At 33.2% G+C, this 26,978-nt stretch carries 22 protein-coding genes; 12 read left to right on the forward strand and 10 right to left on the reverse strand.

Translation table 11 applies throughout. The features are described 5' to 3' along the window. The first annotated feature begins 5 nt into the window (after positions 1-5). Positions 6-260, forward strand: a complete 255-nt coding sequence (locus J2X17_RS02975; RefSeq protein ID WP_310294533.1) for a DUF6327 family protein — start codon at positions 6-8, stop codon at positions 258-260. Between the two features lie 21 nt (positions 261-281). Here J2X17_RS02975 and J2X17_RS02980 read toward each other — a convergent pair whose 3' ends face one another. Further along, positions 282-1,262 carry an SPFH domain-containing protein gene (locus tag J2X17_RS02980; protein ID WP_310294534.1) on the reverse strand — a complete coding sequence of 327 codons (981 nt, stop codon included), beginning with the start codon at positions 1,260-1,262 and terminating at the stop codon, positions 282-284. A 134-nt stretch (positions 1,263-1,396) separates the two neighbouring features. After that, a complete protein-coding gene (gene gltX, locus J2X17_RS02985; RefSeq protein WP_310294535.1) occupies positions 1,397-2,902 on the reverse strand; it encodes a glutamate--tRNA ligase in 1,506 nt (501 codons plus the stop codon). A gap of 161 nt (positions 2,903-3,063) precedes the next feature. Between gltX and J2X17_RS02990 the strand changes: the two genes are divergently transcribed. The 7 genes from J2X17_RS02990 (at position 3,064) to J2X17_RS03020 (ending at position 14,362) form a co-directional block, all read left to right on the forward strand. Next, positions 3,064-6,426: a coiled-coil domain-containing protein gene (locus tag J2X17_RS02990; RefSeq protein ID WP_310294537.1), complete on the forward strand. Its 3,363-nt coding sequence runs from the start codon at positions 3,064-3,066 to the stop codon at positions 6,424-6,426. Next, positions 6,423-6,842 carry an rRNA maturation RNase YbeY gene (ybeY, locus tag J2X17_RS02995; protein ID WP_072970009.1) on the forward strand — a complete coding sequence of 140 codons (420 nt, stop codon included), beginning with the start codon at positions 6,423-6,425 and terminating at the stop codon, positions 6,840-6,842. Before J2X17_RS02990 ends, ybeY begins: the two co-directional genes overlap by 4 nt. 360 nt (positions 6,843-7,202) lie before the next feature. Continuing rightward, entirely contained in the window at positions 7,203-9,074 is a 1,872-nt protein-coding gene (gene mnmG, locus J2X17_RS03000; protein ID WP_310294540.1) for a tRNA uridine-5-carboxymethylaminomethyl(34) synthesis enzyme MnmG, read from the forward strand. Positions 9,075-9,269: 195 nt separating this feature from the next. Then, positions 9,270-10,118, forward strand: coding sequence for a class I SAM-dependent methyltransferase (locus tag J2X17_RS03005; RefSeq protein WP_310294542.1), 849 nt, complete (start codon positions 9,270-9,272; stop codon positions 10,116-10,118). Between the two features lie 247 nt (positions 10,119-10,365). Beyond that, the gene (locus tag J2X17_RS03010; protein ID WP_310294544.1) at positions 10,366-10,941 is read left to right on the forward strand and encodes an OmpH/Skp family outer membrane protein; all 576 of its coding nucleotides are present in this window, start codon (positions 10,366-10,368) and stop codon (positions 10,939-10,941) included. Between the two features lie 103 nt (positions 10,942-11,044). Next, a complete protein-coding gene (locus tag J2X17_RS03015; protein WP_310294546.1) occupies positions 11,045-13,324 on the forward strand; it encodes a helix-turn-helix domain-containing protein in 2,280 nt (759 codons plus the stop codon). Positions 13,325-13,600: 276 nt separating this feature from the next. After that, positions 13,601-14,362 (forward strand): hypothetical protein, encoded by a 762-nt coding sequence (locus J2X17_RS03020; protein WP_310294548.1) that lies wholly within the window; start codon positions 13,601-13,603, stop codon positions 14,360-14,362. A gap of 37 nt (positions 14,363-14,399) precedes the next feature. Here the strand turns inward: J2X17_RS03020 and J2X17_RS03025 are convergent, their stop codons facing one another. Then, positions 14,400-15,359, reverse strand: a complete 960-nt coding sequence (locus J2X17_RS03025; RefSeq protein ID WP_310294550.1) for an HU domain-containing protein — start codon at positions 15,357-15,359, stop codon at positions 14,400-14,402. Positions 15,360-15,616: 257 nt separating this feature from the next. On the opposite strand from J2X17_RS03025, the gene dprA reads away from it, so the two are divergent. Beyond that, positions 15,617-16,717, forward strand: coding sequence for a DNA-processing protein DprA (gene dprA, locus J2X17_RS03030; RefSeq protein ID WP_310294552.1), 1,101 nt, complete (start codon positions 15,617-15,619; stop codon positions 16,715-16,717). Positions 16,718-17,179: 462 nt separating this feature from the next. On the opposite strand, the gene trpS is transcribed toward dprA, so the two are convergent. Together trpS and J2X17_RS03040 are read right to left on the reverse strand one after the other, a co-directional pair. Then, positions 17,180-18,154: a tryptophan--tRNA ligase gene (gene trpS, locus J2X17_RS03035; RefSeq protein ID WP_310294554.1), complete on the reverse strand. Its 975-nt coding sequence runs from the start codon at positions 18,152-18,154 to the stop codon at positions 17,180-17,182. A gap of 145 nt (positions 18,155-18,299) precedes the next feature. After that, on the reverse strand, positions 18,300-18,677 hold the full coding sequence (locus J2X17_RS03040) for a GxxExxY protein (RefSeq protein ID WP_310294555.1): 378 nt from the start codon (positions 18,675-18,677) through the stop codon (positions 18,300-18,302). 257 nt (positions 18,678-18,934) lie between these two features. Between J2X17_RS03040 and J2X17_RS03045 the strand changes: the two genes are divergently transcribed. After that, positions 18,935-19,681, forward strand: coding sequence for a lysophospholipid acyltransferase family protein (locus J2X17_RS03045; protein ID WP_310294557.1), 747 nt, complete (start codon positions 18,935-18,937; stop codon positions 19,679-19,681). A 566-nt stretch (positions 19,682-20,247) separates the two neighbouring features. Here the strand turns inward: J2X17_RS03045 and recA are convergent. The 5 genes from recA to J2X17_RS03070 all read right to left on the reverse strand — a co-directional run bounded on the left by recA (position 20,248) and on the right by J2X17_RS03070 (position 24,561). Beyond that, a complete protein-coding gene (gene recA, locus J2X17_RS03050) occupies positions 20,248-21,255 on the reverse strand; it encodes a recombinase RecA (protein WP_310294685.1) in 1,008 nt (335 codons plus the stop codon). A 166-nt stretch (positions 21,256-21,421) separates the two neighbouring features. Then, positions 21,422-21,931, reverse strand: a complete 510-nt coding sequence (locus tag J2X17_RS03055; RefSeq protein ID WP_310294559.1) for an acyl-CoA thioesterase — start codon at positions 21,929-21,931, stop codon at positions 21,422-21,424. A gap of 40 nt (positions 21,932-21,971) precedes the next feature. Continuing rightward, positions 21,972-22,928 carry a KilA-N domain-containing protein gene (locus J2X17_RS03060; protein ID WP_310294562.1) on the reverse strand — a complete coding sequence of 319 codons (957 nt, stop codon included), beginning with the start codon at positions 22,926-22,928 and terminating at the stop codon, positions 21,972-21,974. A 93-nt stretch (positions 22,929-23,021) separates the two neighbouring features. After that, positions 23,022-23,405, reverse strand: a complete 384-nt coding sequence (locus tag J2X17_RS03065) for a DoxX family protein (RefSeq protein ID WP_310294563.1) — start codon at positions 23,403-23,405, stop codon at positions 23,022-23,024. A 7-nt stretch (positions 23,406-23,412) separates the two neighbouring features. Next, positions 23,413-24,561 carry a DNA polymerase III subunit gene (locus J2X17_RS03070; RefSeq protein ID WP_310294565.1) on the reverse strand — a complete coding sequence of 383 codons (1,149 nt, stop codon included), beginning with the start codon at positions 24,559-24,561 and terminating at the stop codon, positions 23,413-23,415. A gap of 436 nt (positions 24,562-24,997) precedes the next feature. Here J2X17_RS03070 and J2X17_RS03075 point away from each other — a divergent pair, with 436 nt between their 5' ends. Together J2X17_RS03075 and J2X17_RS03080 are read left to right on the forward strand one after the other, a co-directional pair. Further along, on the forward strand, positions 24,998-25,450 hold the full coding sequence (locus tag J2X17_RS03075; RefSeq protein ID WP_310294567.1) for a hypothetical protein: 453 nt from the start codon (positions 24,998-25,000) through the stop codon (positions 25,448-25,450). Between the two features lie 194 nt (positions 25,451-25,644). Continuing rightward, complete coding sequence (locus J2X17_RS03080) at positions 25,645-26,937, forward strand: hypothetical protein (protein ID WP_310294570.1); 1,293 nt, start codon at positions 25,645-25,647, stop codon at positions 26,935-26,937. The last annotated feature ends 41 nt before the right edge of the window (positions 26,938-26,978 follow it).

Consider the following 26,978-nt stretch of genomic DNA (forward strand, 5'->3'; position numbering starts at 1 on the left):
TAATTATGGAAACAAAAAAATACGCATCATACGCAGAAATCGAAAGAGATTTGGAGATTTTGAAATTAGAAAAGGATATTAATTATCAGAAGTTGGTATTAAGTTTTCAGAGAACCAAAGAAGGGATTACACCGCAAAAAATAGTAAACGGATTCTTTTCTTCGTATAAAGATTATCTTTCAGAGAACTATCCTAAAATTTTACAATCATTTTTGCCACATATTATCAGTTGGTTATTCAATAAAAAAAGAGGCAATTAAGCCTCTTTTTCGTTTTCAATATTATTTTGTTTCGGGTTGAACATCGTCTTCATAACCAGATTGAGGTTCAATTGGTTTTGGTTTCACGATTTTTTTATTGTTCTTTTTCATCATTTCGCCAACCTGATTTGAAGCTGTAAATGAAGCAACCATATTATTTAGCATATCACTTCCGGCTTGTGGAGAATTTGGCAGTAGGATTAAATTTGAATTGGCATCTGCACCGATAGCTTGTAAAGTATCATAATGTTGCGTAACAACAATTAGGGCAGAAGCTTCTTGAGAATTAATTCCAACATTGTTCAAAACTTCAACACTTTCTACTAAACCTCTTGCAATTTCACGACGCTGGTCTGCAATACCTTGTCCTTGTAAACGTTTACTTTCTGCTTCAGCTTTTGCTTTTGCAACAATTCTGATTCTTGAACTTTCAGCTTCAAATTCGGCAGCTGTTTTTTCTCTGTCAGCAGCGTTGATTCTGTTCATGGCATTTTTTACCTGGATATCCGGGTCAATATCAGTTACCAAAGTATTGATGATATCATATCCGTAAGTGGTCATTGCTTCATTTAATTCTCTTTTTACTGCAATAGCGATATCGTCTTTTCTTTCAAAAACATCATCCAATTTTAGTTTAGGAACTTCGGCACGAACGACATCAAATACATATGCTGTAATCTGATCGTGTGGATATTCCAGTTTATAAAAAGCATCGTATACTTTTTCCTGAATCACTTTAAACTGAACTGAAACTTTCATTTTGATAAAAACGTTGTCTTTCGTTTTGGTTTCAATAATAACATCTAACTGTTGAATCTTAAGATTTACACGTCCGGCAATTCTGTCGACAATCGGAATTTTAAGTTGTAATCCTGAATTTCTTACGCTTAAAAATTTACCAAATCTTTCAATTACAACAGAAGATTGTTGTTTCACGGTAAAAAAAGAAGACATTAAAATAAAGAATCCGAAGACTAAAAGGATAATTAATGCTGTGTTCATGGTGATATAGTTTAGTTTTTATGATTGGGTAAATTACGAATATTCTTCCAATTTAAATTTTTTAGACATTAAAAAAACGCTAAGAACATTTTATAGATGTTTCTTAGCGTTTGATATTTGTAAAGTAAATTATTTTATAAAGTACTTATAGCTTTCTGAATTCTCGAAATAGTTTCTTCTTTTCCGATGATTTCAACAATGTCAAATAGGTGTGGGCCTTTCAAAGCTCCAACCAAACTCAAGCGGAAAGGTTGCATAACTTTACCCATTCCAATTTCATTTTTAGTTAACCAATCTTTTACGATGGCTTCGATATTTGCTGAATCAAATCCATCAATATATTCAAGAGTCGAAATCAATTCCTGCATTAAAGCCGGAGTTTCTTCCTTCCAGTTTTTGCTTGCTTTTTCATCATAAGATGTTGGAGCCTGGAAAAAGAAATCGGTCAAATCCCAAAATTCAGAAACAAAATGCGCTCTTTCTTTAATCAAGGAAACAATTCTTGTAACGTCATATTTAGAAACATCAACACCTTTTTCAACCAAAATAGGAGTGAAGTCTTTCGCTAAATCAGCATCATTTTGTTTGATTAAATATTGGTGATTGAACCATTTGTTTTTCTCCGGATCAAATTTTGCTCCCGATTTATGAACTCTGTTCAAGTCAAAAGATTCTACTAATTCTTCTAAAGAAAATAATTCTTTGTCAGTGCCATCATTCCAGCCTAACAAAGCAAGGAAGTTTATAACGGCTTCCGGGAAAAATCCTTTTTCTCGGTAACCTGAAGAAACCCCTTCTTCGGTTTTCCATTCTAATGGAAACACAGGAAATCCTAATTTGTCTCCATCTCTTTTTGATAATTTTCCGTTTCCAACCGGTTTTAAGATCAAAGGTAAATGTGCAAATTCAGGGGCATCCCAACCAAAAGCTCTGTACAATAAAACGTGAAGTGGCATCGATGGCAACCATTCTTCTCCACGAATAACATGTGAAGTTTCCATCAAATGATCATCCACAATATTAGCCAAATGGTAAGTTGGCATGCCATCACTTTTGAATAATACTTTATCGTCAAGTAGATTCGTTTCAAATTTTACATCACCACGAATGATATCTTTCAAATGCAAAGTTTCATCAACCGGAGTTTTAAAACGGATTACATAATGCTCTCCATTAGCTATTCTTTTAGCAACTTCTTCTGCAGAAATTACCAATGACGTATCTAATTTTTCACGATTGTGATGATTGTAAATAAATGTTTTTCCTTCTGCTTCGTGCTGTTTTCTATGTGCATCTAAAGCTTCCGGAGTATCAAAAGCATAATAAGCCCAACCCGAATTGATCAATTGATCAGCATATTGTTGGTATATTTCTTTACGATCACTTTGTCTGTACGGACCAAATTTTTCATTTTTCCCAACGGTTTCTTCAGGAGCAATTCCCAACCATTCTAATGCTTCCATAATATAAGCTTCAGCACCAGGAACAAAACGAGTCTGGTCTGTATCTTCAATTCTTAAATAGAAAACACCATTATTTTTTTTGGCAAATAAATAATTAAATAGGGCAGTACGAACTCCGCCAATATGTAATGGTCCAGTCGGACTTGGTGCAAAACGCACGCGAACTTGCTTTGACATTTGTTTAAATTTTGATGCAAAGATACAACTTTACTTAAATTCCAATTTTTTAAATTCCAAATTCCAAGATGCTGTTCAAGTTGGAATTTGGAATTTATTTTTTAGAATTTGAATAACTATAATTACTACTTTTATAGGTTATAATCAAAAGAGATTTTATTTTGAAAACGACATCTGCTATATATCAAAAGTTAGAAGCTTTTATAAAGAAATATTACACCAATGAATTGATAAAAGGAGGACTTCTTTTTATTGGTTTTGGATTATTGTATTTTCTTTTTACGCTTTTTATTGAGTATTTTCTTTGGTTAAAACCAGTAGGAAGAACTATTTTGTTTTGGTTATTTGTTGGGGTAGAAGTATTCCTTTTGTTTCGATTCATTCTGTTTCCGATTTTCAAATTGTTCAAGCTTCAAAAAGGAATTGATTATAATCAGGCTTCCAAAATTATTGGAAATCATTTCACAGAAGTAAGTGATAAGTTAACAAACTTTTTACAATTATCATCTTCTGAAAATTCAGCAGAAAGTTCAGAATTAATGTTAGCTTCAATAGTGCAAAAAGCGAATTCGTTGCAACCAATTCCATTTGGAAACGCAATTAATTTTAAAACAAACAAGAAATATTTACCATTGGCAATCATCCCGATTTTGCTTTTTGCAGTGTTTTATATTTCTGGAAACAGTACTATTATTTCTCAAAGTTTAAATAGAGTAGTGCACTTCAATGCAACATTTTTACCTCCGGCTCCTTTCAAATTTGTGGTTTTAAATTCTAATTTACAAACAGAACAAAACAAAGATTTCGTTATCAAAATGGAATCGGTTGGAAAAATAGTTCCGGAGAATGTGATGATTCATATTGGAGATGAAAGTTATTTTATGGAATCTTCGCAACCAGGAAAGTTCGAATTCAGGATTGAAAAACCAGTTGATAATGTTCAATTTTCTTTTGAAGGAAATTCGGTTTCATCAGATGAATATGAATTAAAAGTTATTACAGTTCCATCAATTGCCAACTTCGAAATGGTATTGAATTTCCCATCTTATTTAAAAAAGAAATCTGAAATTATTCAGGGAACCGGAAATGCAGTTATACCAGAAGGTACTTTGGTAACCTGGAAAATGAATACACAATCGACTCAGGAAATTGTGTGGAAGGCTGAAAATGCAGTTTATAAGTTCAATAAAGCTGAAAATGAGTTCAAATTAGCTAAAAATATAGGTCAAAATACAGAATATCAAATTCTTACGTCAAATAATAAGGTTAAAAACTATGAAAAACTGGATTATCAGCTCTCAGTAATCAAAGATCAGCATCCAACCATCACCGTTTCGCCTGCGCCGGACAGTTTAAAGCTCGATAAAAATTATGTTTTAGGAAGATTGGGTGATGATTATGGTTTGTCAAAATTACAAGTTGTGTACTATGAGCATAATAAAAAAAATACTGCCAAACGTGGAACCATTCCTGTAAAGCAAGCTGTATTCGATCAGTTCGTTTTTAACTTTCCTGGTAATTTGCCTGTTGAAGAAGGGGTATCATATGAATACTATTTTGAGGTTTTTGATAACGATGCACCTCATGGTTTTAAGAGTACTAAGTCTTCTGTTTTTTCGGATAGAGTTTCTACGATAGATGAAGTTCATGATTTAGAATTGCAACAGCAAAACCAAAATATTAATAGTCTGGAAAAATCTTTAAAAAATCAGAACAAGCAAATTTCTGAAATGGATAAGATTCAAAATACCGGAAAAGAAAAGGATAATTTAGAATTTAAAGATCAGCAAAAAATCAATGATTTTATCAAACGTCAAAAACAACAAGACGAATTGATGAAGCAGTTTGCTGAGAAAATGAATCAGAATTTAGATAAATTTAAAGACGAGAAGAAAGACAAAACCGCTGAAGATTTACAAAAGCGTTTAGATAATGCAGAGAAAGATTTGGAGAAAAATCAAAAACTTTTAGATGAATTAAAGAACCTGAACGATAAATTGAATAGTGAAGATTTGTTTGATAAGATGGAAAAATTCAAACAGATTAGTAAGAACCAATCTCGCAACTTAGAACAATTAGTTGAGTTAACAAAACGTTTTTATGTGGAAAAGAAAGCAGATCAGGTTGCTGAAAAATTAAATAAGTTAGCAGAACAACAAGAGAAACTTTCTAATAAAGAAAGTGAAAACACAAAAGACAAACAAGATGAAATCAATAAATCTTTTGATAAAATTCAGGAAGATCTAAAAGATTTGAAAGAAGAAAATAAAACCTTAAAAGCACCTTTAGATATTCCTTCTGATGCTTCAAAAGAAAAAGATGTTGATTCCGATTTGCAAAAAGCTTCTGAAGAATTAGCTAAAAAGAATACTTCTTCGGCTAAGCCAAAACAAAAAAGTGCTGCTCAAAAAATGAAAAGCATGGCACAACAAATGCAGTCGAGTATGGAAGGTGGCGATCAGGAACAATTAGAAGAAGATGTTGCAATGCTTCGTCAGGTTTTGGATAATCTTTTAGCTTATTCTTTATCTCAGGAAGATGTGATGAAACAATTTAAGTCTATGAAATTAGGTTCTTCTGCTTATACCAAAAACATTAAAGTGCAACAGAATTTGAAACAACAGTTCAAACATGTTGATGATAGTTTGTTTGCTTTGTCTTTAAGAAACCCAAAAGTTGCTGAAGATGTAACGAAGGAAATTGGGAATGTACAATATAATGTAGATAAAGCTATTGAATCTTTGACAGACGTTCAGGTTCCAAAAGGAGTTTCACATCAGCAATATGCTGTTTCATCTGCAAATAAATTAGCTGACTTCTTAAGTGATTTATTAAACAACATGCAGATGTCAATGTCAAAACCAGGATCTGGAAAACCGAAACCAGGAGATGGACAGGGAATGCAATTGCCAGATATTATTCAAAAGCAAAAAGGTTTGGCTGATAAAATGAAGCAGGGAATGAAGGAAGGAAATAAACCTGGAGAAGGACAACAAGGACAAGGTCAAAGTGGAAATGGTAAACAAGGCCAGGGAAAAGATGGACAAGGTAAAGATGGAAAGGGAAATCAACCTGGTGGAAAAGGAAATGAAAATAAAGAGGGTAATGATGGAGAAGGAGATGCCGAAGCGATTATGGAAATATATAAAGAGCAGGTAAAACTTCGTGAAGCTTTGCAAAAGGAATTAGCGAAACAAGGTTTAGATTCTCAAGGTAAATCTGTAATTGATCAGATGAAACAATCTGAAAAGCAAATTTTAAACAAAGGTTTTAAGAATGAAAACCTTCAAAGAATTTTAAATATTCAACAGGAATTATTAAAACTAAATAACGCTGTTCAGCAACAAGGTCAGGATACGAAACGTCAATCTGAAACAAACAAGGCTGAATTTTCTAATCGTTCGAATGCTTTACCAAGTTCACTTTTGGAATATTTAAACAGTGTAGAGATTTTAAACAGACAATCACTACCTTTGCGCTCGAATTTTAATCAAAAGGTTCAAGAATATTTTAATACAAAATGATCAATTTTAATTACGAAACCGAATTTACTTTAGATAACGAACAAGCCTTTTCTGATTGGTTAAGTGCTGTAATCGTTTCTGAAAACAAAAACGAAGGAGAGATAAATTATATTTTCTGTGATGATGAATATCTTCATAAGATAAATGTAGAATATCTGGATCACGATACGTTAACAGATATTATTAGTTTTGATTACACAGTTGGTAACGAGTTAAACGGAGATATATTTGTTTCCGTAGAAAGAGTAGAAGATAACGCAAAAGATTTCAATGTTTCTTTTGAAGAAGAATTGAAACGTGTTTTGGCTCACGGTATATTACATTACTGTGGATACAAAGATAAGTCAGATAAAGACGCTGAACTAATGCGTTCGAAAGAAGATGAAAAGATCGCTATGTTTCACGTGGAACAGTAGATAAAATAAAATTCCAAATTTTAAATTCCAAATTCCAATTGTTTCACGTGAAACATATGATGAGTTTGAAATAACAAGATGTTTCACGTGGAACAGTTGATTTAAAGTTTAAAGTTTGAATTTGAAGTTTGAATTTGAAGTTTTTAAGACGTTCCACGTGGAACATTGGTAATTTAAAAAGTAAGTTTCTGAGTTAAATATTTACATTGTTTCACGTGGAACAGTTTTTTTTTCTGTGTGGAATTTGGAATTTGTCAAATTTGTAATTTGCGCGTTAGCGCCGTTCCACGTGGAACAAAAGAATAAAGAAGTTAATTCTGAGAACCGACTTAAACGGTTTCACAGAGAATAAAAAATAAAATGTTTTTAGAAGAATACGATGTTATAGTAGTTGGTGCAGGTCATGCTGGATCTGAAGCCGCGGCAGCGGCCGCAAATTTAGGATCGAAAACCTTATTGGTTACAATGAGCCTGCAGAACATTGCACAGATGTCTTGTAACCCGGCGATGGGTGGAATTGCAAAAGGACAAATTGTGCGTGAGATTGATGCACTTGGAGGGTACTCTGGAATCGTTTCAGACCGAACTGCAATTCAGTTCAAGATGTTAAACAAATCAAAAGGGCCTGCAATGTGGTCGCCGAGAGTTCAAAGTGATCGAATGCGTTTTGCTGAAGAATGGAGAATGATGTTGGAGGGAACTCCAAATTTGGATTTCTATCAGGAGATGGTAAAAGGTTTGATTATCGAGGACGGAAAGATTAAAGGAATCAGAACTTCGTTGGGCGTAGAGATTAGATCGAAATCTGTTGTGTTGACAAATGGAACTTTTTTAAATGGTTTGATTCATATTGGAGAAAAACAATTTGGAGGAGGAAGAGCTGGTGAAAGTGCCGCGACTGGAATTACCGAAGATTTGGTGAATGCCGGTTTTGAAGCTGGAAGAATGAAGACAGGAACACCTCCGAGAGTGGATGGACGTTCTTTGGATTATTCTAAAATGAACGAAGAAAAAGGAGATGCAAAACCGGATAAGTTTTCTTATTCTGATTTGACAACTCCATTGACGCATCAAAGATCTTGTCACATGACATACACGTCTTTGGATGTTCATGATATTTTGAGAGAGGGTTTTGACCGTTCGCCAATGTTCAACGGAAGAATCAAAAGTCTTGGGCCAAGATATTGCCCTTCGATAGAAGATAAAATTAATCGTTTCGCTGATAAAGAACGTCATCAACTTTTCGTTGAACCGGAAGGTTGGAATACTTGTGAAGTTTATGTAAACGGATTTTCAACTTCGCTTCCGGAGGATATTCAGTTTAAAGCATTACGTTCGGTTGCAGGATTTGAGAATGTGAAATTCTTCCGTCCAGGTTATGCGATCGAATATGATTATTTTCCGCCAACACAATTGAAACATACTTTGGAGACAAAGTTAGTAGAAGGTTTATATTTTGCGGGACAAATAAATGGAACGACCGGATATGAAGAAGCAGCTTCGCAAGGATTGATGGCCGGAATAAATGCGCACTTAAAAGTGCATGAAAAAGCACCATTAATTCTTAAACGTGATGAAGCGTATATTGGAGTATTGATTGACGACTTAATTACGAAAGGAACGGAAGAGCCTTATCGTATGTTTACATCAAGAGCAGAATACAGAACATTGTTGCGTCAGGATAATGCCGATTTCAGATTGACTCCAATGTCACATGAAATTGGTTTGGCTTCTGAAGCTCGTTTACGCCGAATGGAAAAGAAATTAAATGAGTCTGAAAAGATGGTTGCCTTCTTCAAAGAAACAAGTGTTTCGGTTGCGGAAACGAATCCAATTTTAGAAGCAAAAGAAACTGCTCCAATTACACAAGGTGATAAAATGTTTAAAGTATTCTCTCGTCCACAAATTGATTTGGAGGATATGATGAAATTTGAAAAAGTAAAAGAGTATATCGAAGCAAATGATGTTGATCAGGAAATTTTGGAGCAAGCCGAAATTCAGGTTAAATATTCTGGTTATATTGAAAAGGAAAGAAATAACGCTGATAAACTAACACGTTTAGAAGAAGTGAAAATTCCGGAGAATTTCGATTACAATAAAATCAAATCAATGTCGATTGAAGCAAAACAAAAATTGAGCAGAATTCGTCCCGTAACCATATCACAAGCTTCAAGAATTAGCGGAGTTTCTCCGAGTGATATTTCTGTGCTGTTGATTTACATGGGAAGATAGAAAAGTTTATTTTGTTTCAGGTTTCAAGTTTCAAGTTGTTGAAATGTGAAACCTGAAACTTTTTATTCGTTACATCAAACTTGAAACCTGAAACAAAGAAAACCTGAAACAAAAATAAATTGTTCCACGTGAAACTATTTACAAACCCAAATAATATATTTTACCAAATCCAATTAAAAAACCTATAATTATAAAATGAACGTTTTAAATAAAAAACATTTTCTTACTGTAAAAGACCATTCAGTTTCTAAAGAAATTTTCGAGTTGTATCATGATGAAACTTTAGATATGTTAATTACATCTCCGCAACCGGCTTTAGAAAATCTTGGAAGATATTACGAAAGCGAAGATTATATTTCGCACACAGACAACAAACGATCCTTGTTTGAAAAAGCGTATCATTTTGTAAAAAATATTGCGCTGAAAAACAAACTGAATTTGATTAATACAGAACAACCCCATAAGGGAAGAATTTTAGACATTGGTGCCGGAACAGGAGATTTTTTATTGACAGCTAAAAATGATGGTTGGGAAACTGTGGGAGTGGAACCAAGCGACCGAGCAAAAAGTATCGCAATACAAAAAGGGATTTCTTTTGTAGAAGAAATTAATGCTCTCGAAAATAATTCTTTTGATGTAATTACCATGTGGCATGTTTTAGAACATGTTCCGAATTTAGAATTACAGATTCAGGAATTGAAGCGCTTACTAAAGCCAACTGGAACATTAATTGTTGCGGTTCCAAATTTTAAATCATATGACGCAAATTATTACAATGAATTTTGGGCAGCTTATGATGTTCCAATTCACTTTTGGCATTTCTCAAAAAAAGCCATTCAATCCCTTTTTGAAAAAGTAGATATTAAATTGGAAAAAGTACTTCCTATGAAATTTGATTCTTTTTATGTGAGTTTATTGTCTGAAAAATATAAAACCGGAAAAATCAATTACATCAGAGCATTTTTTATCGGATTAATATCAAATTTAAAAGCGGGTAGTACAAAAGAGTATTCATCTCACATTTACGTCTTAAAAAACAAGTAAAACGCAATTTAAGCGCATTTAAGCTGTTTTTTTACCTCAAACGAGGTGAAATCATGGCTTTTTAGAGAAATTGTTTCTAATAAAAGCTATTGAAGTCGGTTTTAATAGCGTTAAATTATTGGCATTTTCTTTTTCATAAATAAAAACAATATCATAAAATTATAGCATTTTTTAAACTTTATGTCGGTGCTATTTATTTTTTTATATTTTTGTCTTCAATACTTAAAAAAAATTAGAAATTTAGAAAATGAAAAAAGCATTAGTAATTATCGCACTTTCAATTTTAGTTGTTTCGTGTAATAAAGCAACAGAGGTTAAGGAAGTAAAAACAGCATACGTTGATACTTCAGTTTTAATGAAAGAGTACACTGAAGCAAAAGATCTTGAAGCAAAATATAAAGCTCAGGCAGAAGAAAAAGGTAGACAACTACAAGCGGAAATTACTCGTTTTAAACAAGACGCTGCTAATTTTCAAAGTCAGGCACAAGCAAACGGTCAGGCTTGGGCACAACAAAGAGGTGCTGAGTTACAAAAAAGAGAGCAACAATTGGGTTATGCTCAACAAGCTTTGTCTCAACAATTGCAACAAGAAAGTGGAGCTGAAATGGATTCTCTAGTAAGTGGAGTAAAAAAATTCATTAAAGATTACGGTAAGAAAAATGGTTATTCTTATATCTACGGAACTGGTGATGCAGCTTCAATCTTATACGCTGAAGAAAAATATGATATCACTAAAGATGTCGTTAAAGCGTTGAACGATAAGTACAAAGCTGAGCCTAAGACAGACGATAAAGCTCCTGCTAAAGAAGAAGCTAAAAAATAATACCAAACAAACTAACTAAATTTTAAAACCTAAATCTTGTGAAAGATTTAGGTTTTTTCTTTTATAAAAATGAGATACTTTTAGTATTTTCAATACAAGCCCAATGCAAAACGTTTCAGAAGCAGCTGCTTACACTTTACAATTTATAAATCAAACGCAAAAATCTATTTTTCTGACCGGTAAAGCGGGTACAGGAAAAACGACACTTTTGCGCGAAATTATTGCGACTACACATAAAAATACCGTAGTTGTAGCACCTACCGGAATCGCTGCTTTGAATGCCGGCGGTGTTACGATTCATTCCATGTTTCAATTGCCGTTTTCAGCTTTTATTCCTTCTTACGAAAATAATTCTCAGTTTACTGAAACAGTAAAATTTGAAAATAAAGAAACGTTACGCCGTCATTTCAAAATGAATAATGTAAAGCGCAATGTGATCCGAAATATGGAGTTGCTGATTATTGATGAAGTTAGTATGTTACGTGCTGATTTACTGGATGCTATCGATTTTATGATGCAGACAGTTCGTAAGAACACACGTGCTTTTGGAGGTGTTCAGGTACTTTTTATTGGTGATTTATTGCAGTTGCCACCGGTAATTCGTGATGAAGAATGGCGAAGTTTGCGAAATTATTATAAGGGAAAATTCTTTTTTCATTCACATGTAATTCAGCAAAATCCTCCGTTATATATTGAGTTATCTAAGATTTACCGTCAGAGCGATGACAGATTTATATCGGTTTTGAATAATCTTAGAAATAACCAGATTACACCCCAGGATATTCAGGTATTAAACGAATATGTTAAGCCAGATTTTGATTTAAAGATGAATCCGGGTTATATTACACTAACAACACATAATGCCAAAGCAGATTCTATTAACGAACAGGCTATAAATGATTTAGCGGGAAATGAGTTTTCATATCAGCCTTTTGTAGTGAGCGATTTCCCTGAAAAAATTTATCCTGTTGAAGAAAATCTGAAACTGAAAGTTGGTGCCCAGGTTATGTTTGTAAAAAACGATTTATCTTTTGAAAAGCGATATTTTAATGGAAAAATGGGGGTTATCAAATCACTTTCTGCAGAAGAAATTTTCGTTCATTTTCCGGAAGAAAATAAAACCATTGAAGTTGAAAAATACGAATGGAAAAACATTCGATACAAAATAAACGAGCTGACCAAAGAGATCGAAGAGGAAGTTTTGGGCACATTTGCGCATTACCCGCTTAAATTGGCGTGGGCAATTACAGTACATAAAAGCCAGGGACTGACTTTTGAGAAAGCTGCGCTCGATGTATCGCAAGTTTTTCTGCCCGGACAAGCATACGTAGCATTGTCGCGTTTAACGTCCTTAAATGGGCTTATTTTGCTTTCTCCAATACAAATGAACGGTATTTCGAATGATCAGGATGTAATGGATTACGCTCTAAACAAAGCAACGGAAGAAGTTTTAAAACATTCACTACACTTTGAAACAAAGAATTTTATCCATAACTATTTGATTAACAGTTTTAACTGGACGGATTTAGCTCAGGAGTGGCGCAATCACAGATTTAGTTATAATGAAAACGCTGTAAATTCTGAAAAAGCCAAACATTCTGTCTGGGCGCACAAACGTTTAGAAACAATTGACGGTCTTGTTGATCCTTCCCAAAAATTCATTCAGCAATTGAATAAAATTTTCAATAAGGAAACGGTCGATTTGTTTTTTGTACAAGAAAGGGTAGTGGCAGCTTATGATTATTTTTTCAAGCCAATGGACAAGCTGGTAACTGATCTTTTGCAAAAAATGGCTGAGATTCAGAAGTTTAAAAAAGTGAAGGAATTCTATGAAGAATTGGCTTTTTTAGATGATCTGCAAACCAAGGCCGTTTTACGCTTAATGAAGGCCAAATTGCTAATAGAAATTGTAGTTGCAGGTGAAACCATCTGTAAAGAAAAATTAACGTCTACAGCGATTAAAAACTATAAAACAGATAAGATTGCCAAAATACGAGAAGAGTTTAATATGTCCAACACCGATATTTTTAAATTGGACGAACCTGTTGTTCGTTATACTGCGAAAAAACTGGAAAAAAACGAACCAAAAGCTGTAAAGAAAACTACTGTTGAAGAAACACACGATTTATGGCTTGAGAAAAATTCAATTCAGGATATTGCCCGTATTCGGAAACTAACAGTGCAAACGGTTGAAATGCATTTGGTTAAACTAATTCAGGCAAAGAAAGTTGATATTTCAGATGTATTGCCATACGATAAAATTCTGGCGCTGCGAGAGGCTTTTCAGTTTTATCAGGAAGAATCGCTGAATGGTTTGAAAGAAAAACATGGTGATGAATTTACATGGGATGAACTTAAAATGTTCAAAGCCAGCATCAATTAATTTTTTTCAGTTTTGAGCTGGGCGTTTTTAAGTATTGAAAAAACAAAACATTATGTAAAATAGAAAAGAATCCTATTCTGAATTCACGTTTAAAAAAATACGGAAGTCCTGTTCCACATGGAACGGGATTTTTTGGTTTTAAACATGTTCGATTTCGCATGACTTTGAAGAATTAAAACTTTGAATAAACTAAAATTTTCAAGGCAAGCATAAATTAATTACTTTTATAATTCCAAGGTAATAATCAGATTAATAATCAATTAAAATATTTTTAATATGAAAAAAGAGAATCTGTTTTTAATTTTTTTGGTTTTTTTCGCCAGTATCGTTTCTGCTCAGAACTTGAAACCAGAGTATCAAAGATGTGTAAAAAGTTTTGTTGACAATATAAAAAATGATAATAGAGAAGCTGTCGCAGACATGGTAGGTTATCCTCTAAAAAGAGAATATCCAATTCCGGATGTGGTTGATAAAGGAGATTTTATTACCCGATATGATGAAATTTTTGATAAAGCCCTGAAAAATGAAATTAGCAATTCTGATCCTGCAAAAGATTGGTCTGATATGGGTTGGCGCGGTATAATGCTGAATCAGGGAATTGTCTGGATGGATTTTGACGGTCGTTTGACAAGTATAAATTACCAATCACAAGCTGAAATTGATCACAAAAAGGAATTGATTGCCGAGCAAAAAAAACAATTGGATCCTAGCATCGCTTTTTTTCAAAAGCCAATCTGTATTTTAGAAACATCGAAATTCAGAATTAGAATTGATAATTTAGGAAACGAAAATTACCGATATGCCTCATGGTCAATTAATAAAGCTATGTCTGAAAAGCCAGATTTAATAATTATGGGCGGAAAATTAGTGGTGGAAGGAAGTGGCGGAAATCATCAGTATGAATTTACTAAAGAGAACTACGTTTATGAATGTGCGATCATTATTTTGGGTGAAAAAAATTCTCCTCCGGCGAAACTCACAATTTATCAAAGTGGTAAAGTAATTCTAACGCAAAATGCGACAATAATTGCGAAATAAAAAAAATCCTAATCATTGCGATTAGGATTTTTCAGTTTTATAGATTTTCGACTAAAATCCAGGCATCCGGATTTTCGCCTTTTTGTATTTCTTTTTGTGCTTTTTGTGCTTCAGCCATTGTGGCATAGCTTCCGTACAAAACCGGAAATAAACCGTGTTTGTTTTCGCCAAGCATGCGGGCTTCATAACCATCTTTAATTAATTGATTATAAGCTTTTCTTGCATTTTGTTCGCTTCTGTAAGCACCGGCCATAATATGATACGGCATTACTTTTACCACTTCAGTCTTTGCTGAATCTACAGATAAGGTTACAGCTGGCAACGGATTTTCAATAAAGAAAGTTGCTTCCTGAATTTTGTTTTGAACCTTTTTCTGAACAGCATTTTCTACAATAAGTGTTTTTGTATTGATTTGATTTTGGTATAACGGATAGCCAATGCTTCCTGTAATTCCAAGACCTAAAACGAAAATAGCGGCATATTTCAAGAATGAATTTGAAGATCTTGATTCTTCAGAATCGTATAATTCTAAAACTTTAGTTTCTTCAATTTCCTGTAATTTTTTCTCAAAATTTTCTCTTTTTACCATAGGTGAAACAAACGGAGTTAATCCGAAAGAGCCTGGCAGGTAATTTGCCTGATCGCTTGGAGTGAAAACCATATTATTATCAGCATTCAACTGAATGCTACCGACGTTTTTGATGTTTAAAACACCAAATTCCGCTAATGTTTTTTGCCAGCCTAAAACTTCAAATGCAATGGCACTTACAGCAAACCCGTATGATGTTTTTTGTGCGTGTGCAATATGATTTGCCAACAGACCATCATTGTTTTTCAAAAGACTGTTAAATGCGATCGTTTTCCTTGGAGGAGAGAACGAATTTGTACCTGAATTAAGCTGAGCCGATTGAATTTCGGTTAAAAATGCTCCAAACCCTGGAACCGTTACACACTGATAACGATACAATAACTGTGCTATGTAAGTTTCGATTTTCATAGTAACAAAGTTATACATCCAATATAGTTATCAAAATTTTATTCACAATTTTTATTAACAATTCGAATAATTTTATAGACAATTCGTTTTCAGATAGTTAAATAAATTTAGCTTTTTGCGAAAAGTCTTGCGAAATCTTTAACACTTTATTTTTTATCAGAATTTACTTGTAATTTATATATTTGCCGTTCTTTCAGTTTTTGTAAAAAGACCGTTTTTAATAATTTTTCAGCCTCGTAATTAACTATTTCAAGCCCATGTCAGATCAAGATTTATTTTATTTATTAGCCTTATTAAAAGTGGATGGTGTTGGTGATATTATGGCCAAAAAATTATTGACGCATTTTGGAAATGCCGAAACTGTTTTTAAATGTAAAAGCAATCAACTAACAGGTATTGATGGTGTTGGATCAGTTTTGTTGCGAAATATAAAAGATAAAACTGTTTTTGAAAAAGCCAATTGTGAGTTGGAATATATTAAATCGAACGCTATAAACATTTCTTTTTTTCAGGATGAAAATTATCCGGATCGCTTAAAACATTGTATTGATTCACCTGTTTTGATTTTTACTTCTGGAAACATTAATTTAAAAAACAAAAAATTAATAAGTATCGTCGGAACGCGACAGATTACATCGTATGGAATGGATTTTTGCAAAAAATTTATTGAACATTTGGCTCCTCTTGATCCTGTGATTGTTAGTGGTTTTGCTTATGGAGTTGATATTGTGGCACATCAATTGGCGATGGAAAATAATTTGCAGACGATTGGAGTTTTAGCGCATGGCTTAAATCAAATTTACCCAAAAACGCATAAAAAATATATCTCCAAAATGGAACAAAATGGCGGATTTATAACTGAATTTTGGAGTTCTTCAAATCCGGATAAAGAGAAATTTGTACGTCGAAACCGCATTGTCGCCGGTATGACCGAGGCCACAATTGTCATTGAATCTGCGGATAGGGGCGGATCTCTGATTACGGCAAATATGGCAAACGATTATAACCGCGATGTTTTTGCTGTTCCCGGCCGAGTGACGGACAAATATAGTCAGGGCTGTAATGACCTAATTAAAGCTCAAAAAGCAAACGTTTTGACTTGTGCTGCAGATTTAGTATATATGTTGAATTGGGACATTGAAAACAAGCCAAAACCGGTACAAAAACAATTGTTTGTAGAATTAGAAGCTGACGAACAAAAGATTTACGATTTCCTCCTGAAAAATGGAAAAGAATTGCTTGATGCGATTGCGCTGCAATGTGATTTTCCGGTTTATAAAATATCCGGAATCTTATTGAATATGGAGCTAAAAGGAGTTATTCGACCTTTGCCAGGGAAATTGTTTGAGGCGATTTGAAGTTATATGGTTTTATAACTTTTAAAAATAATTATAAAAAACAACGGTATCGATACCAAATACAAAAGACTACTAATTGCATAATAGTAAACTAAAGTTCCTGTAATTGATAATATAATCAAACTAAAATGAGTAATAGAAAGCAAGTAATTTGTTTTCCTTCGCAGTATCATTAGTAATAAATATCCAACCAGAAAAAGGATAAGGCAAAACGGAAAAAGTATTGCATTTAAATACATCTGGTTTGAAATATCGTATGCCCATCCAACAGTTTTATTTACGCCATATACACTAGTTTCTCCAAAGTTAATGAATAAAGTAAAAGTAACTAAGATCAGACCATAAGAGGCAAGAAGTACTAGAAACATGTATTGTGTAAATGTTTTTTTCAATATTAAGTGCGTATTAAAAGTTATATAGAACAAAACCCGACAGTTTTTAAAGCCTGTCGGGTTTAAAGATTTATTTTTCAAATCCAAGAACTTTACGAACTTTGGCTAAAACGCCATCTGCAACAACTGAAGCTTTTGCCGCGCCTTTTTTCAATAAGGCATCAACTTCTTCAAGGTTGTTTATGTAGTAATTGTATTTTTCTCTTTCGGTTTTAAATTTTTCTGTAATCAATTCAAACAAAGCTTGTTTGGCGTGACCGTAACCGTAATTTCCGCCTAAATAATTGGCTCTCATTTCGGCAATTTGAGTCTCACTTGCTAACAAAGAATAGATAGCAAAAGCATTACAAGTATCTGGATTTTTTGGTTCTTCAAGTGGCGTACTGTCAGTTTCAATACTCATTACTTGTTTGCGCAATACTTTGTCGTCAAGGAATATATTGATAATATTATTGGCTGATTTACTCATTTTTCCACCATTCGTTCCCGGAATCAACATGCTGTCTTCCTGAATTTTAGCTTCAGGAATTACAAATGTCTCGCCCATCTGATGGTTGAATCTTGACGCCACATCACGAGTGATTTCTAAATGCTGTAACTGGTCTTTTCCAACAGGTACAAATTCAGCATCATATAATAAAATGTCAGCCGCCATCAACATCGGATACGTAAAAAGTCCGGCGTTAACATCATCTAAACGGTCTGATTTATCTTTGAAAGAATGTGCCAGTGTCAATCTCTGAAATGGAAAAAAGCAACTTAAATACCATGTTAGTTCGGCTGTTTGAGTCACATCAGATTGTCTGTAAAAAGTAACTTTATCTGGGTTTAGACCGCAGGCAAGCCAAGCCGCTGCGGTGCTATAGGTATTTTCTCTTAATGTTTTACCGTCTTTAATTTGTGTAATCGAATGTAAATCAGCAATAAACAAATATGATTCGTTTGCAGGATTATTCGATAATTCAATTGCAGGAATAATTGCTCCTAATAAATTGCCCAAGTGTGGCGTTCCAGTACTCTGAACACCAGTTAGTATTTTTGCCATTCTAGTTTTTTATTTCTAATCGCAAAGTTCGTTTTTTTACTGCAAACGGCGCAATTTTTTGGCAGTGTTTTTTACCGCAAAGACGCAAAGTTTTTTCGCAAAGTTCGCTGAGTTTTAGAGGTTTTTGAAGTTCTCAAAGCTTTATCTATAAGTTATTTACGACTCTTCTGATCCCATTTTTTAGTAAAGATTCATTAAAATTTATAAGCAGACTTAGTTTATAATTTCCAAGTTTTAGATAAGTTAAAGTTTGCGCTAGATGATTTACGGTTAAGGATTCTACACTTTTTATTTCAATTATAAATTTATTTTCTACTAGCATATCAACACGATAGCCACAATCAAGTCGGACATTTTCAAAAATTAAAGGCATTACTTTCTCTTTTTCAACAAGAAGTCCACGTTGCTTAATTTTATAAAACAAGCATTCCTGATAAGCATTCTCTAGTAAACCTGGGCGAAGTTTTTTATGAATTTCTATCGCAAGGCCAATTATTATATTTGATATTTCGTTTTCTGTCATAATAAAAAACATCTAATTTAATAAATATTTTCTTATATAAGACTTAAATTTTTACTGCAAAGCTGATAAGTTTTTCGGAAACCTTCTAAAGATCTAGAAAGTTAAGTTGAAGCTTTGTGTTCTTATTGCATGCAATTATCGTAATCGACATCACTTCTTTTCTTTGCGAAAAAACTTTGCGCTCTTTGCGGTAAAATCTTAGTCAAGATTTAATTCTTTTATGTAAAATTCATTACGGTTTTATTACATTTGAAACTATGAAAGGAATTAAAATTGTTTTTTGGGTTGTGTGGCGTGTTTGGTTTTATATTGTGATGGCCATTCCGATATTAGTTATGCTGCCGTTTCTGATTGTTTCCATACTAACAGAAAGCGGATATCCCTATTTCTTTAAAATGGCCCGCATTTGGGCTAAATTCATCCTCATTGGAATGGGTTTTTACTATACTGTCGAACGTCTGCAGCAGCTTGAAAAAGGAAAAAGTTATATGATCGTTGCCAATCATACGTCGATGACAGATATTATGCTGACGTTGGCGATTGTTAGAAATCCGTTTGTATTTGTGGGGAAAAAAGAATTGGTTAAGATTCCTTTATTTGGATTTTTCTATAAGAGAACCTGTATTTTGGTAGATAGAAATTCATCTAAAAGCAAAAATGAAGTTTTCAAAAGAGCTCAGGACCGCTTGAATCAAGGATTAAGTATTTGTATTTTTCCCGAAGGCGGCGTTCCGGATGATGAAACGATTTTACTGGATGAGTTTAAGGATGGTGCTTTTCGTTTGGCTATAGAGCATCAAATTCCGATTGTTCCAATTGTATTTCCGGATAACAAAGAGCGATTCTCTTATACTTTTTTTAGCGGAAGTCCTGGAAAAATGCGTGCAAAAGTACTGCCGTTTATTGAAACAAGCGGATTAAAAGGTGAAAATCGAAAAGAGTTGCGAGATAAAGTAAGACAATTGATTTATAATGAATTACTCGAATTTCAGAAGAAGAAATAAAAAATAATTTACAAATATAAAACCCGACTAAATTATTCAATTAGTCAGGTTTTCTTTTGAATTAAAAACCCCATTTTATATTCAAAAATTTATCGATGGATAATTTTTTCTGAAATAAAGCGTAATACTTTTTTAAATTTTAGTCTGGTTTTTTTTCGGTTTTTATTCAGCAACACTTCTAATTTCTCTTTCATAGTCAAAGGATTTAAGGTTGTTAATAAAGAGTTTGGTTAAAACTCAAGTTAATGTCACACTATAATAGAGCGTTAAAAAAGAAAAAGGTTGCGTCGAAATGAAATTATTTTTCTGACAAAAACAATAAAAACCCGTTAGCACCAAAAAACTAACGGATTCTTATAAAAAACAATTGAACCAAATTTATTCTAAAACCTTCGAAATGGGTATTTATGGCAATACCTGTCAAAAATTTATATCTATTTATAAGATTGAGGTTTATTGAAAAGGTTGCGTCGATTTTCGTTTTTTTTAAATAAAAAACCCAACAAGTTTATAAAACCTGTCGGGTTGTGATTTAAATCCTTAATTATAAAAGTCTTTTATAAATTTTAAGCGTCTGCTAATTCTTTGATGTGCGCTTTAATTTTTACTTCTAATTCGTCCGCCAATTCAGGATTGTCCTTGATTAAAGCTTTAACTGCATCACGACCTTGTCCTAATTTAGTATCTCCGTAGCTGAACCAGGATCCTGCTTTTTTCACGATTTCGAATTCAACTGCTAAATCTAAAATTTCTCCTGTTTTAGAAACTCCTTCTCCGTACATAATGTCGAATTCGGCAGTTTTAAAAGGCGGAGCAACTTTGTTTTTTACAACTTTTACTTTTGTTCTGTTTCCAATAACATTCTCGCCATCTTTAATTTGAGAAGAACGACGAATATCTAAACGTACTGAGGCATAGAATTTTAAGGCGTTACCACCCGTTGTAGTTTCAGGATTTCCGAACATAACCCCAATTTTCTCTCTCAATTGGTTGATGAAGAAAACGGTACAATTGGTCTTACTGATCGTTCCTGTTAATTTTCTCAAAGCCTGAGACATCAAACGTGCATGAAGACCCATTTTAGAGTCACCCATTTCACCTTCAATTTCACTTTTTGGAGTCAAAGCGGCAACCGAGTCAATAACTACGATATCAATTGCTCCTGAACGAATTAGGTTTTCAGCAATTTCTAACGCTTGTTCCCCATTGTCTGGTTGAGAAATGATCAGGTTTTCGATATCAACACCTAATTTTTCAGCGTAATTTCTATCAAAAGCATGTTCAGCATCTATAAAGGCAGCAATTCCACCCGCTTTTTGAGCTTCAGCAATTGCGTGTAAAGTTAATGTGGTTTTACCAGAAGATTCCGGTCCGTATATTTCGATAATTCTTCCTTTTGGATAACCGTTTACTCCAAGCGCTAAATCAACACCAAGAGAACCAGAAGAAATTGTTTCAACTTCTACAATGGCTTTGTCGCCCATTTTCATTACGGTTCCTTTTCCGTAAGTCTTATCTAGTTTGTCAAGTGTAAGCTGTAACGCTTTTAATTTGGCTTCTTTTTCTGAACTCATCTCTTTTTTTTCTTTTTCTTTCATCTAAAATTTTATAATTCTTTCATACTCAAAACAAAATCAGAAATTAAATAACTTACTGATTTAGATTTGTATCAGGCTTGTAATTTTGTAAAAATACTTCTTTTTTCGAAGTTTGATTGTTCCAAATTGTATCAAAATTGCACTATAAAAACAAAGCCTTTAATTCTGTGGCATCAGAAGGTTTTAATTTTCCAGCTAAGACTAAACTCAGTTGTTTACGACGCAAAGCAGCATCAAAACGTTGAATTTCTAATTCTGTTTCCGGTATAATTGCAGGCACTTCAACAGGTCTTCCGCTATCATCCACAGCAACAAAAGTATAAATGGCTTCATTGGCTTTGGTTCTGCTTCCGGACTCACGGTCTTCTACCCAAACATCAATGAAAGCTTCCATCGAACTTTTGAAAGATCTGGAAACCTTTGCTTCTATTGTCACCACGGCTCCGAGGGGAATAGCCCTGTTAAAAGCAACATGATTCACTGAAGCAGTTACTACGATTCGGCGTGAATGTCTACGTGCTGCAATACTGGCAGCGCGATCCATACGAGCTAATAATTCGCCGCCAAAAAGGTTATTTAAAGGATTTGTTTCGCTCGGTAAAACTAAATCTGTTAAAATAGTCAGAGATTCTGAAGGATGTTTTGGATTCATTTTGTGTAGAAATAGTTTGTGCAATAAAATTACTTAATTATCATTTTGATTCTTTACCTTTTTTAAATTTCAAAAGGTTTTCTTTATTAATCTCTAAAATAGATTTTTTCGACTCATCTTCTAATTCTTCGCCAGTTTTATCTTTTGCATGAATATATGTAGTTTCGTTTTTTTTTCTTACGGATTTTATTATGTCTACTTTGGAAAGCTGTTCTAAATGCTCTTTTGCCATTTTTTGAAGTAAAGAAAATCTAATTTTTTTTTCAGTATTTAATTTGATCATTTCAGCATTCATAACTTCTAAGTTTGACATCACTAAAAGTTCATTTATGCTTGAAAAATCTCTCATGTTTTTTGTTTTTGCTAAATCTTGATTAGCTTCTTTCCACTCCTTAGATGTATAACCATAAAGAGCAAGGTTTAATATTTCGGCTTCATTAGCGTACTCAATTCCCCTTTTATCGAGAGGCAAACTGCTTTTTGGTATTATAAATTTTTGAACAGCATCTGTATGAATGGAATAATTAGCTTTACTAAGAATTCTTCTAACATCCCATTCTAAATTGTATTGATTTGTTTCAATTTCTTTTAAGCGTTGATATTCTGTTACAATATAAAGCTGAAAAACAGGACTTATCCACATTCCGAAATTGAATGCTATATCTTTATGTGCGTAAGTTCCACCATATCTGCCGGTAGTTGCAGTTATACCTATTGCATTTGTTTTCTCGCACCATTCTTTAACACTAACCTTGAAAGTGTTTAATCCGGCACCTTCTTTAATTATGGCGAATTCGCCATAATTAAAATTTGGGTTGTTTAAACTTTCCCAGGCAGCTAAGTACTCTAATGTGTTTCTATTTCTTAACCAATCACTTATAAAAAAATCTCCATCATTTGCTTTAATCATGTCAGTTAGACAGATATAATCACTTTTGTTAATGTTTAACATGGATATTTCGTGATCTTGAACTATAAGTTTTATGTGTTTTGACATGATTTTTAATTTAGAAGATTTTTAAAAATTTTACAAGGTCTGAAAGTTGTAAAATAAATGGTTAATTTAATGATTCATTAAGCCTAATGTTTTTTAATTCAACCAATAAACAGCCATAACAGCTGGAATAAAATAAATTACAATGGTTCTCGCACCGTCATAATCTTTGGCCAAACGCTGACCAAAAAGCATCATTAACAAAGAAATGCAGGAAAAAATTGCGCCGTAAAAACCAAATTCTCTACCACTATTTGTTAGTAACTGTATAGCGCCAACTACACATAAAATTCCTGAAATTAATTCTAAAACTAAAAGATGTGCTAAGGCAAGCGGCACTTGGTTTTTTAAAGGTGTTTTGGCAAAATGTCCCTTTAGCCAATCGATATTATCTTTCCAGTAAAAAATTTTCTCATAACCTGATTGTAAAAATGTTAAGGCTAAAAAAGCTAAAAGCAAAATAGAGGCAACATTATTCATTTTAAAATTATTTTTTATGAATTAAACGAGTCAGTTTTATAGATAAATCGGTCAAAATTATTTTTGCATTTCCGTTTCTTTCAATATGGTACATCGCATCTGAAAGTTCTTTGAAAATGTCGTGAATGTTATTTCCGTTTACAAAAGGGGCAAAATTTTCGAGTTTAAATTTATCAACTCGAGGTTCAATATAAACCAAAGTTGGCGCTTCATAATTAAGTAAAAGTGCTTGTCGGAACATTTCGATACAAAACTGAATGAATTTTTTCTGGCTTTCGCGTCCTAAACCTGCAATTTCTTCACTCCAGATAATTAAATCCTGAATAGCGGCGGCATTTCCTTTTGCTCTAAAAGCAGCCCGAACCCAATTAACAAACCATTGTTCAAAAGGATATTCAGAATCATCTTCATTGAGTAAAGAAAGTGCTTTGTTAAAATTGCCCTGCGCCTGATGTGCAATTTTTTTAGCTAAGTTTGAATCGATATTTTTTTGTGAAGCTAAAGCTTCGGCAATTGTTTTTTCCGGTAAACCATTAAAGTGAATTACCTGACAACGAGAGCGTATGGTTTGTATAATGTCTTCTTCATTTTCCGAAATCAGAATAAAAATGGTTTTATCTGATGGCTCTTCGAGAAGTTTTAATAATTTATTTGATGCGGCGATATTCATTTTATCAGCCATCCAGATGATCATGATTTTATAACCGCCTTCGTAGGATTTTAATGCAAGTGATTTTAAAACTTCCTGGGCATCTTCGACACGAATTTCGCCTTGTTTATTCTGAACACCAAGAATTTTATACCAGTCGAATAATCCTCCGTAGGGCATTTCCTGAATGAATGTTCGCCAGTCCTGAATGAAGTCTAAACTTTTTGGTTTTGTTTTTACGTCTTCGGTGGTAACCGTTGGATAAATAAAATGCAAATCGGGATGTGAAATATTCTGAAATTTTAAATTGCAGGAATCATTTCCATTTTCGTTTTCGTCGCCGGTATTATTACACAAAATATACTGCGCATAAGCGATAGCGGTAGATAATGTACCACTTCCTTCTGGCCCAATGAATAATTGTGCATGCGGAATTCGTCCGGAAGCTGCACTTTTTATCAAGTGACTTTTGATGTAATCCTGACCTAAAATTTGTGAAAATTGCATGAAGCAAAGATATAAGAAAATGATGTAGTCAAAAATTTTCGTGAAAAAGTTTATAATGAGACTTTTTATTTCTGTTTTTTAAACAGGTTTTTAACTTAATCTTTTTGTTTTTTGTTGTCAGCTTTTGTTAATAAAGGGATTATTTAAGAGAGATATTGACAATTTTTTGTTAATAGTTTTTTTGAAAAAACGATAATCGTAGGTTTTTTTTGGCTATTATTTTGTAAAAATGTTTTTTTTTAAGGCGTAATATCTTACAGTTTGCGCTTTAACAATTTTAACTAAAAACTCGGTAAAGCGCATATTTTCTCGACATAAGGTCGTTTTTTAAGGTTTTTTTAAGGAAATTTTTTGAAAAAACAAATCAATAAAGTTGCAATTTAAGTTAATTTATATATTTTTGTTTTCATCAACAACCAATTATAAATAAGAATCTATGAAAGGGAAAATTATTTTATTAAGTGCACTTTTTTTCTTGACAACTGGTGCTATTTCAGCCCAGGCAAAAAATGCTCCAAGAAGTATTATTAGTACAACAGCTCTTATCCGTAAATACCATGATCAGAAAGAATTAAGTGGTATGCAAAAAGGAGAATTGTTAGAATTATACATTGAGCGTATTAAAGTTTTAGTAAAAACACTCCCTTACATTGCATTGGTTACTAAACCAGGTGTTACTATGGCAGATTTGGGTATCCCAGACGATAGTGAACACAAAAAAGTGTTGGATAACCAGGCTGCTGGTACTACAACATTCTTAGATACAACAGTAGATTTTCAGAGAAAAATGATGCCTTATTCTGATAAAGGTAACCTGATCGCTGCAATTTTATTTTACGAAAGCACATTGAAATCTTTACATGAGTTCAACGATTTGAACGAAATGTAATTAAAAATAAATTTTTTAAAACCTTTTTCAAATTGTTTACGTAGATGAATTTGCTTTCGCAACGTCACATTTGTAAAAAGATATAAAAAAGCAACTCGTTCTCGATGTGTTCTGAATTTTTTTCAGAAAACTCGAGATGAGTTTTTTCATTTACGCATACCCAAATTTATTATTAACCCTAATACCCCCTTATCATGAAAAAAATTACTCAAATGATCTGCGTGCTTTTGACGGTAACAAGTATGAGTGCACAACAAGAGAAAGGAATTATGGGCTACAACAATTGGTTGAATAACTGGACCGAATTTAAGCCTAACAAAGTAGAGTATGGAGAAGCAAACCAAATTTTAGCAGGAAATATTTCTGTTAATACTAAATTGCTGAAGAGGAATATTTATGTTTTGCAAGGAAACGTTTATGTTACAAACAATGCTGTTTTAACAATTGAACCGGGAACTTTAATTATTGGTGATTTCGAAACTAAAGGAACATTGGTAGTTACAAAAGGCGCACAACTTGTTGCAGATGGTTTAGAAACTGACCCAATCGTATTTACATCTAACCGCAGCCAGAAAAAAGCTGGTGACTGGGGTGGAGTTGTAATTCTTGGTGATGCTCCAATCAATAAATTTGGAAATGTTGGTTCTTACAACATGGATCTTGATCCAACACTTACTACTTACGGTGGTGACAACGCTGCTGCAAATTCAGGAATTTTAAGATTTGTTAGAATCGAATTTGCTGGAAAAAAAGTAAAAGGACTTGATACTTTCAACGGATTAACGCTTGCGGGTGTTGGTAACAAAACAATACTTGATAACGTTATGGTAAGCTACTCTGGTGGTGATTCATTTGCCTTCTTTGGAGGAGATTTAAATGCTTCTAAGTTAGTTTCTTACAAATCAATCAATGACGATTATAAATTTACTCAGGGAACTCAATGTCGTTTATTCAACTCATTGGCAGTAAGATCATCTTACTTGTCTAGTAATAAAGACGGTTCTCGTTGTATGGAAGTAAAATCATTTGAAAAGAAAAATGAAACTGATTTTACTAAAAAACAAACTTTAGTTATTGCTACAAACATTACAATGCTTAACGACAGTGAAAATATTAAAGCGGACATTCAGGCTGGTTTAGTAAAAGAGGCAATTTATGTTGCTGAAACTGCTTCACTTGAAATGAAACGTACTGTAATCTCTGGATTTAATCCTGCTGTTTTATTAGATAGTAAAATAGAAATCAATGATGCCAATCTTAAAAAAATCAAGTTTGAGGAAATGTATTTTAACCTATGTAACGGAAACATCTTTACAGAATACAATGCCAACAACGAAGATTTAGAGAACTGGTACGGTAATACAGTGTTTTTCAATGTTATGGCACAAAGTGATAACAAAGAAACATTCATTGATATTTTCAATGCTAAAAAACCAGATTTCAGATTACAATTAGGAAAAATCACAGCGTCGAGCGGAAACAGATAGATTGATTTCGATTTTTATTTTAGAGCGTAAATTTTATTAAT

The sequence above is a fragment of the Flavobacterium aquidurense genome, assembly GCF_031458035.1.
Lineage (GTDB): Bacteria > Bacteroidota > Bacteroidia > Flavobacteriales > Flavobacteriaceae > Flavobacterium > Flavobacterium aquidurense_C.